Annotated in this window: 7 protein-coding genes; 4 read left to right on the top strand and 3 right to left on the bottom strand. The window is 65.7% G+C overall.

Annotated elements, in window-relative coordinates; translation table 11 throughout:
* Positions 1-58: 58 nt before the first annotated feature.
* Entirely contained in the window at positions 59-1,237 is a 1,179-nt protein-coding gene (locus BAC01S_RS10425) for an acyltransferase family protein (RefSeq protein ID WP_027794711.1), read from the bottom strand.
* Positions 1,238-1,461: 224 nt separating this feature from the next.
* On the opposite strand from BAC01S_RS10425, the gene BAC01S_RS35080 reads away from it, so the two are divergent.
* Positions 1,462-1,605, top strand: a complete 144-nt coding sequence (locus BAC01S_RS35080; protein WP_169740115.1) for a hypothetical protein — start codon at positions 1,462-1,464, stop codon at positions 1,603-1,605.
* A gap of 23 nt (positions 1,606-1,628) precedes the next feature.
* Here the strand turns inward: BAC01S_RS35080 and BAC01S_RS34555 are convergent, their stop codons facing one another.
* Complete coding sequence (locus tag BAC01S_RS34555; RefSeq protein ID WP_156954372.1) at positions 1,629-1,853, bottom strand: hypothetical protein; 225 nt, start codon at positions 1,851-1,853, stop codon at positions 1,629-1,631.
* 28 nt (positions 1,854-1,881) lie between these two features.
* Here BAC01S_RS34555 and galU point away from each other — a divergent pair, with 28 nt between their 5' ends.
* From galU to BAC01S_RS30920, 3 genes are all read left to right on the top strand, one after another.
* Positions 1,882-2,772: a UTP--glucose-1-phosphate uridylyltransferase GalU gene (gene galU / locus BAC01S_RS10415; RefSeq protein WP_027794710.1), complete on the top strand. Its 891-nt coding sequence runs from the start codon at positions 1,882-1,884 to the stop codon at positions 2,770-2,772.
* A gap of 492 nt (positions 2,773-3,264) precedes the next feature.
* The gene (locus BAC01S_RS10410; RefSeq protein WP_027794709.1) at positions 3,265-4,854 is read left to right on the top strand and encodes a S53 family peptidase; all 1,590 of its coding nucleotides are present in this window, start codon (positions 3,265-3,267) and stop codon (positions 4,852-4,854) included.
* A 102-nt stretch (positions 4,855-4,956) separates the two neighbouring features.
* Positions 4,957-6,606, top strand: a complete 1,650-nt coding sequence (locus tag BAC01S_RS30920; protein ID WP_084168461.1) for a S10 family peptidase — start codon at positions 4,957-4,959, stop codon at positions 6,604-6,606.
* 50 nt (positions 6,607-6,656) lie between these two features.
* On the opposite strand, the gene BAC01S_RS30915 is transcribed toward BAC01S_RS30920, so the two are convergent.
* A complete protein-coding gene (locus BAC01S_RS30915) occupies positions 6,657-7,187 on the bottom strand; it encodes a nucleoside 2-deoxyribosyltransferase (RefSeq protein WP_043201779.1) in 531 nt (176 codons plus the stop codon).
* Between the last annotated feature and the right edge of the window lie 299 nt (positions 7,188-7,486).

The following is a 7,486-nucleotide window of genomic DNA, read 5'->3' as shown; positions in this document are numbered from 1 at the left end:
AAACCAGCTAACCGAACGCACCACCAAAGCAAAAACGCAGGAAAAAGCGCTCGATCGCTCAGCCGCTCCGCCGCCGCAATCTCGCGGCGGCCCGAAGCGCGGGGCGTTCGACGAGGCAGTAGAAGAACCACGCCACGGGCAGCACGGCGAGCGTGAAGCCAAACGAAGGCCAGATGGCGGACTGCAACGCGGAGCGATACAACAGCGAGCCGAGCAGCACGAACAGCGGCAGGTGAATCAGATACAGCGAATAGCTGAAGTCGCCGATCTTCGAGAACACGGAGGCGACCACACCGCCGCCGTTGCCGCTGGAGGGACGCGCAAGCGCCTTGACGAGATAGCAGGCGAACGCGCAGGCCCAGAGCTGGAACGCGCCGTACTGGCCGAAGTGAAACGCGGCGCAGCCGGCCACGGCGAGCAGCGCGGCGGCGGGCCAGGCGAATGGAAAACCGCGCGAGCCCCGCAGCCGGGCTTCGGCGATCCAGGCGCCGAGGATCCACGAGAACCAGTACGAGGTGAAGACGATAATGTCGTGGCGTTGCAGCGTCAGCGCCGAAACGACATTGATGGCCGCGATGCCGGCAATCACGGCAGCCAGGCCGAAGCGGCGGCGCAGCGCGAAGACGAGCGGATAAAGCAGGTAGAACTGCACTTCGAGCGAGAGCGTCCAGAGCGCGCCGTTCGACCCATAGGTCTTGCCGGCCACGCCCTGCAGCGAAAACAGATTGACGAGGAACGCGCGCGGACCGATATCGAGAATCTTGTGGCTCACCGGCTGCAGCGTGAGGCTGATGGCGTCGGCCGCGAACGTGAGCAGCAGGGCGGCCAGCAGCACCGGATAGATCCGCACGAAACGGCGCAGCCAGAACTGGCGCGCGTCGAGGCGAAAGCCGGGGTTGGCGAGCAGTCGCGCCGCACCGCTGCGGTGAATGCAATAGCCGCTGATGACGAAAAAAATCGGCACGCCGGCCGATCCCCAGGCCACCGGCAGCGTGAGCCACGCGGCAATCGTGCCGGGGTTGGCGAGGCTCGCGTGCGAAGCGTGAAAGGCTTCCATGCCGACCCACGTGACCTGGCGGCAATGGAAATACGCTACGAGCAGCGCTGCAAAGCCTCGCAGGGCCTCGATCAGATGTTCGCCCGCGAGCGCGCCCGTGGCGCTCTGCAAGGGGCGGGCCGATTGAGCCGGCAGCAGGGAAGCAGGCGGCAGGGTGGTTTCGAGTGCGGGATCGCTCATCGGTATGCGGGATGTTCGGGTGTCCTCGCGATCTTAGGCGGCGAGCGAGATGAAATTATGCAAAAGATTTTCAAAATGTATTCTTGCTTGCCTTTCGGTCGGTGATTCGAAAAATATCGAATGGCATAAAAAATAGCGATGCGAAAAAGTCAGTTTATTTGTGGAATTTGTAATGCTAGTTTGGGAGCGCCCGCCTATGGTTGCTGGAGTCGCTGGAGAATTCGATGAACCTGCATTTGTTAGCCGGCGTAGCCGTGCTGTTGATCCTCGTCGCGGTGTCGGCCTACCGCGAAGCCCTGCGTAATGAGCCGATCCGGCGCGTGCGCGCGCGTTCGGGCAAGTTGCCCACCGCCGACGATGTCGAGTAGACTGCGCTCGTCGATAGCGGATTTCATACGCGCATCCGCTCGTTGTCCGCTCTCTGGATCAGGCAATTTCTGCCGATTATCCGCAGCGATTGGAAATAATTGCCGCCGGTCCTTTTCAAATTCTTTACCGGATTTTCCTGGCCTTTCATCATTACCGGCACAGGCCGGAAGCCGGAAGATTTCTCTATAAAAAATTCACTATCAGAACCCTCGGGGCCGCCGGACTCGCCGTGTCGCGAGTCCGTCATTCAAACGATCGATCTGGGATAGAACATCATGCTGAAAGTCACCAAAGCGGTATTTCCTGTTGCGGGCCTCGGTACGCGCTTTTTACCGGCGACCAAGGCCAGCCCGAAGGAAATGCTGCCGATCGTGGACAAACCGCTGATCCAGTACGCGGTGGAAGAAGCCATCGCCGCGGGCATCACGGAGATGATCTTCGTGACGGGCCGCAGCAAGCGGGCGATCGAGGATCACTTCGACAAGTCCTATGAGATCGAGGCCGAACTCGAGGCACGCCGCAAGGACAAGCTGCTCGAGCTCGTGCGCAGCATCAAGCCGAGCCATGTGGACTGCTTCTATGTGCGCCAGGCCGAAGCGTTGGGTCTGGGCCATGCCGTGCTGTGCGCCGAAAAGCTCGTGGGCGGCGGGCCGTTTGCCGTGATTCTCGCCGACGACCTGCTCTACAGCCCCACGCCCGTCATGAAGCAGCTCGTGGACGTGTTCAATCACTATCACAGCTCGGTCGTGGGCGTGGAAACAATCGCGCGCGAGAACAGTGCGTCGTATGGCGTCGTGGACGGCCGCGAGTGGGAAGAGGACGTGTTCAAGCTCGCGGGCATCGTCGAAAAGCCCGCGCCCGAAGTGGCGCCGTCGAATCTGGGTGTGGTGGGGCGCTACGTGCTGATGCCCACGATCTTCGATCATCTGCGCGCGCTCAAGCCCGGCGCCGGCGGCGAACTGCAGCTCACCGACGCGATGCAGTCGCTGCTCACGGAAGAACAGGTGCTCGCGTACCGCTACAAGGGCACGCGCTTCGATTGCGGCAGCAAGCTCGGCTATCTGAAAGCGACCGTGGAGTTCGCGCTGCGGCACCCGGAAGTGAAGGAGGAGTTCGAGGCGTATCTGCAGCAGCATCTTCCGGCGGCACTGGCCGCTGCGGCCTGACGCAGTCCGGCAGTCGCACCCGCGCACGCAGCTCGCGTGCGCGGGTGCGTTGTACGCGCATCCCCTTTTTTTGCACTGCGCCGTTCTTCGCTCCCGATGCACCTCTTTCGCAGCCCCTCAGCGGCCGCCGCGCGTTGCCGGCGGGCCGCCGGGGCCGCGCATTTGCGCCGGTCGACTCGTCGTGCCGTCAGCCGCGGTCTATCCCCACTTCGAATTACACTGGGAAGCACGAGCGAGGGCAGGTTGCGCCGCTCCGGTTCCGGGAATGCCGCGTGCTACGCGCGGCAGGCTGTCGCGACGAGCCGCCCCGAAATGGAACGATTGGAACGGTTGCCTGGCCCGAACGGACGCCATGCGTAGTGAATCGATACCGGCGGTTCTGCGGCGCCCTGGCTTGCCCACGCCATTGGCGCGCGGGAGCGGCGGAACCTGAATCAACCCGCGCGTGCCGGATTGCCCGAGGGCGCGTGCCAGAAGCAAGGAGAACCGGTCATGACAAGGCATTCCCCAACAGGCAGCGACCAGCCGGCGCCGGCCGGCGCGACGTGCGTGGGCGCCTGCGATCCGGCCGAGCGTTTCGACGTCGTGGTGGTGCTGCGGCGCCAGCAAGCCGCGTCTTTCCATCAGCTGGTGGACCGTTTGACGGCTCGCGATCCGTCTGCGCAGCCGGTCTCTCGCGAAGAATACGAGCAGCGCTTCGGCGCCGCGCCCGCGGATGTCGAGCGCGTCGAGCGCTTTGCCGCCGCGCACGGGCTCAGCGTCGTGAAGGCCGACCGCGCGGCGCGCCGTGTCGTGCTTTCCGGCACGGTGCAGCAGTACAACGCGGCGTTCGGTGTCGATCTGCAGCATTTCGAGCACCGCATCGGCGAGTCCACCCGGCATTTCCGTCAGCCGGGCAGCCCCGTGCGGATGCCCGACGAAGTGCGCGAGGTCGTCACGGCCGTGGTCGGCTTCGATAACCGCGCGAAAGCGCAGCCGCACTTCCGCATGATTTCGCCGATCCGCCCGCCCATTCGCGCGGCGCAAGCGCCGGGCGAATCGTTTACGCCGCTGCAGATCGCGCAGATTTACGACTTTCCACCCGGCGACGGCAAGGGCGAATGCATCGCGCTCATCGAAATGGGCGGCGGCTACAGTAATGCTGATCTTCAGGACTACTTCAGTATGCTCGGCGTGCCGATGCCGACCGTGGAAGCCGTCCCGGTGGACGGCGCGGAGAATGCGCCCACGGGCGACCCGAACGGCCCCGACGGCGAGGTCACGCTCGACGTGGAAATTGCCGGCGCGCTTGCCCCTGCCGCACTGATCGCCGTGTACTTTTCGCCGAACAGCGAAGCGGGCTTCGTCGACGGCGTGAGCGCGGCGCTGCACGACAGCACGCGCAAGCCTTCGGTCATTTCGATCAGCTGGGGCGCGCCCGAATCGGCCTGGTCGCAGCAGACCCTCGCCGCGCTGAACGACGCGCTCGAAACCGCCGTCGCGCTCGGCGTGACGGTATGCGCGGCGTCGGGCGACAGCGGGTCGTCGGACGGCGTGGGCGACGGCGCCGACCACGTGGACTTTCCGGCGTCGAGCCCGTACGCACTGGGCTGCGGCGGCACGCACATTTCGGCCACCGGCCAGCAGATCGTGCGCGAGACCGTCTGGAACGACGGCAGCAGCGGCGGTGCGACGGGCGGCGGCGTGAGCGGGACCTTCGCGCTGCCCGCGTGGCAGAAGGGCCTTTCCGTCGTGCGCCAGGACAGCGGCGCGGGCGCGCTCGTGCGGCGCGGCGTGCCCGATGTCGCGGCCGACGCCGATCCGGACTCGGGCTACGTCGTGCGCGTGGCCGGCACCGACACGGTGGTGGGCGGCACGAGCGCGGTGGCGCCGCTGTGGGCCGCCCTGATCGCGCGGGTGAACGCCGCGCGCGGCAAGCCGGTCGGCTTCGCGAATGCGCTGCTCTATGCGCAGCCGGGCGCGTTCAACGACATCACGAGCGGCAACAACGGCGACTATTCGGCCGGCCCGGGATGGGACGCGTGCACGGGGCTCGGCACGCCGGTGGGCACCAAGGTGGCTGCGGCGCTCGCATCGGCGTAGGATGAAGCGGCACGCGCGGAGGCGATGACCTTCGCGCGCGCCGCGAGGCGCATTCACGCCGCATGCCGGCGTATCACGGTGCATCGGGAGCCAGGAGAAGACATGAACGATCACGCTTCATCCACGCACGCAAACCCGGGCGGCAACGGCAAGCATCGCGGTCCCGCGGACGTGCCGTGCTTCGATCCCACCGCCTACGGCATGGGCCCGGACGACTTCGTCACCGACATGACAGAGAACGCTGCGATCACGCACCACGCCATGGAACTGGGCGGCCAGGCGCTCGCTTACACGGCGACGGCGGGACACCTCGTGACCGTCGACCCCAGCAGCTCGCAGCCCAACGCGAAGATCTTCTACGTGGCGTTCACGAAGGACGGCGCGAGCGCGCAGGAGCGGCCCGTCACGTTCTTCTACAACGGCGGCCCGGGCTCTTCGTCGGTGTTCGTGCTGCTGGGCTCGTTCGCGCCCAAACGCATCAAGACCTCGATGCCGGGCTTCACGCCGCCCGCGCCCTATACGCTCGAAGACAACCCGGACAGTCTCCTCGACCGCAGCGACCTGGTATTCGTCAATCCGGTGGGCACGGGCTATTCGGCGGCCATCGCGCCGCACCACAACCGCGACTTCTGGGGCGTCGATCAGGACGCCGACTCGCTCAAGCAGTTCGTCAAGCGCTATCTCACGGCGAACGACCGCTGGAATTCGCCGAAATTCCTCTACGGCGAGTCGTACGGCACGGCCCGCAGCTGCGTGCTCGCGTATCACCTGCACGAGGACGGCGTGGACCTGAACGGCATCACGCTGCAGTCGTCGATCCTCGACTACACCCAGAGCGGCAACCCGGTCGGCGCGCTGCCCACGGCGGCGGCCGACGCGTGGTATCACGACCGCCTCGGCGTGAGCCCGAAACCTGAGGACCTCCAGGCATTCGTGGCCCAGGTCGCGCAGTTCGCGCGCACGGACTATCGCGCGGCGCTGGCGAAGTTTCCCGATCCGAAGAATGCGGCGATCGCCGCGACGCTCAAGACGCTTTCGCAATACACGGGCATCGACACGCAGACGCTCTCGTCCTGGAATCTCGACGTCGCCGCTTACGACAGCCGCGGCAACTCGCTTTTCCTCACCACGCTGCTCAAGGACAAGGGCGTGGCGCTGGGCTCCTATGACGGCCGCGTGACGGCCATCGACACGGGTATTGCCGGCAAGGTCGACCCGAACGCGGGCGGCAACGATCCGACCATGACGGCGGTGACCGGCGTGTACACGGCGATGTGGAACAGCTACCTCAACGAGCAGCTGAAATTCCGCTCGAATTCGTCGTTCACCGACCTCAACGACCAGGCGTTCCAGAACTGGAACTTCAGCCATATCGACCCCACCGGCGCGCAGAAGGGCGTGGACGCGCAAGGCAACGTGATTCTCTACACGGCCGGCGATCTGGCCGCCGTGATGGCGCTCAATCCCGACCTGCGCGTGCTCTCGGCGAACGGCTTCTACGACTTCGTGACGCCTTTCTACCAGACCGTGATCGACCTGCAGAAGATGCCGCTCGCCGACCAGAAGGTGCGCAACAACCTCAGCGCGCGCTTCTATCCGTCGGGGCACATGGTCTACCTCGACAACGCCTCACGCACGGCGCTCACGGCCGATCTGGCGAAGCTCTACCAGAGCGCGGTGGCGGACCGCCCGGCCGTCGCGCGCATTCGCGCCCTGCAGCGCATGAGGGCGATGAGCACGATGCAGCACTGACACGCGCGCGGTTTCAAGCCGTTTTCACGCCGCTTTTACGCCGTTTTACGTTATGCGTTTGACGTCTCGTGGCCCTGCGCCATGGCCGCGAGGCAGGCGCGCACATCGCCATTCACGATGCGCGCCGCGCAGGCGATCATCAGATTCTTCTGCAATCCAAAGTCTTCCACGAGAAAGCCGCGTTCGCACACGCGTCCCGCGGGGCCGGGCTGCGACGGCACGCGCTCGATCAGCGCGCCCGCATCGGTCGTATAGGCCCAGATTTCCTTGCCGAGCGCCGCGGCAAAGCCGATCTCGAACGCCGTGCCCGAGTCGGGCTCGCCGGGGCCGCGAAAATCGTCGACATTGGCCATCACGATGTCGGCGCCGCGAATCGCGTCGAGGTTCGAGCGATAGATCCAGGCGGCCGCGCGCGGGCCGTCCAGATCGGCGGGAACTGCGGCGTCGAGCGGATACACGCCTTCGAAGCCGTATTCGGCGCAGGCTTCGCGCAAGCGCTCGCCGAATGCGCGCGCGTCGCGCCGGAACACGTCGAAGCCGGCGAGGTAGACGCGGGGGCGGGGCAGCAGGGCGTTCGTCATGGCGGGATCCTGGTTTTCCGGTGAAGGCCCGATGGACCGATCCGGGAATTCTAGCCCGGTGCCGGGAGGCGCTGCAGATCCGTCCTTGCCGCCCTTCAGCTCGGGCCGACGGGGGCCGATATAGCCGGCGGGCAGGAGTGTGGCGCGAATGGCGAAGGCGGGAAGGCGGGCATAGACGGCTGGATACATCACATTTATGCTGATACCCGAAAACTGGTGCCAGTATCGATTCGCGCTGCCATGGCGATTCCCGTGGTAAAGGACCGCGAGCAGCGACACGTTGCCAGGCCCGTAACCCT

Origin of the sequence: Paraburkholderia acidipaludis NBRC 101816, assembly GCF_000684975.1 — a bacterium.
Lineage (GTDB): Bacteria > Pseudomonadota > Gammaproteobacteria > Burkholderiales > Burkholderiaceae > Paraburkholderia > Paraburkholderia acidipaludis.
This window is presented reverse-complemented; position numbering and strand designations above follow the sequence as displayed.

Excerpts from the sequence above, each read along its gene's own strand:
- BAC01S_RS10425 (WP_027794711.1), bottom strand. The coding sequence starts at position 1,237 with ATGAGCGATCCCGCACTCGAAACCACCCTGCCGCCTGCTTCCCTGCTG.
- BAC01S_RS35080 (WP_169740115.1), top strand. The coding sequence starts at position 1,462 with ATGAACCTGCATTTGTTAGCCGGCGTAGCCGTGCTGTTGATCCTCGTC.
- BAC01S_RS34555 (WP_156954372.1), bottom strand. The coding sequence starts at position 1,853 with ATGACGGACTCGCGACACGGCGAGTCCGGCGGCCCCGAGGGTTCTGAT.
- galU (WP_027794710.1), top strand. The coding sequence starts at position 1,882 with ATGCTGAAAGTCACCAAAGCGGTATTTCCTGTTGCGGGCCTCGGTACG.
- BAC01S_RS10410 (WP_027794709.1), top strand. The coding sequence starts at position 3,265 with ATGACAAGGCATTCCCCAACAGGCAGCGACCAGCCGGCGCCGGCCGGC.
- BAC01S_RS30920 (WP_084168461.1), top strand. The coding sequence starts at position 4,957 with ATGAACGATCACGCTTCATCCACGCACGCAAACCCGGGCGGCAACGGC.
- BAC01S_RS30915 (WP_043201779.1), bottom strand. The coding sequence starts at position 7,187 with ATGACGAACGCCCTGCTGCCCCGCCCCCGCGTCTACCTCGCCGGCTTC.